The sequence below is a fragment of the Bacteroidota bacterium genome (assembly GCA_039821555.1).
In the GTDB taxonomy this organism is placed as follows: domain Bacteria; phylum Bacteroidota; class Rhodothermia; order Rhodothermales; family Rubricoccaceae; genus JBCBEX01.
This window is the reverse complement of the sequence record JBCBNX010000059.1, coordinates 1-800: the sequence shown is the minus strand read 5'-3', so window position 1 is coordinate 800 and position 800 is coordinate 1. Positions and strand designations below refer to the sequence as shown.

Genomic DNA, 800 nt, shown 5'->3' with positions numbered 1-800 from the left:
GAGCCATAAGTGTGAATAGAATGTGTTGGGAAGCACAGCCATAGTGGGTGACAGCCCCGTACGCGAAGCTCGATAGACGTATTAAGTAGGGCGGGACACGTGAAATCCTGTTCGAAGATGGGGGGACCACCCTCCAAGGCTAAGTACTCCTAACTGACCGATAGCGAACCAGTACCGTGAGGGAAAGGTGAAAAGCACCCCGACGAGGGGAGTGAAACAGATCCTGAAACCGGACGCCTACAAACAGCCGGAGCGTAAGTGACGGCGTACCTTTTGTATAATGGGTCAACGACTTGGTCTCACATGCAAGCTTAAGCCGATAGGTGTAGGCGCAGCGAAAGCGAGTCTGAATAGGGCGACAGAGTATGTGGGATCAGACCCGAAACCGAGTGATCTAGGCATGGCCAGGTTGAAGGTGCGGTAACACGCACTGGAGGACCGAACCCACATCCGTTGAAAAGGATCGGGATGAGCTGTGCCTAGGGGTGAAAGGCCAATCAAACTCGGAGATAGCTGGTTCTCCGCGAAATCTATTTAGGTAGAGCGTCATCCGAATACCCCCGGGGGTAGAGCACTGGATGGGTAATGGGGCCCCACAGGCTTACTGATCCTAACCAAACTCCGAATACCGGGGAGTACTAGATGGCAGACACACGGCGGGTGCTAAGGTCCGTCGTGGAAAGGGAAACAGCCCTGACCTCCAGCTAAGGCCCCTAATTCATGGCTAAGTGGGAAAGCAGGTGAGACGACCAAAACAACCAGGATGTTGGCTTAGAAGCAGCCATCATTTAAAGAAAGCG

General features: G+C 53.5%; 1 rRNA gene. It reads left to right on the top strand.

Annotated elements, in window-relative coordinates:
• Positions 1-800: ribosomal RNA gene (locus AAFU51_18835) — 23S ribosomal RNA — on the top strand; the annotation flags it as partial.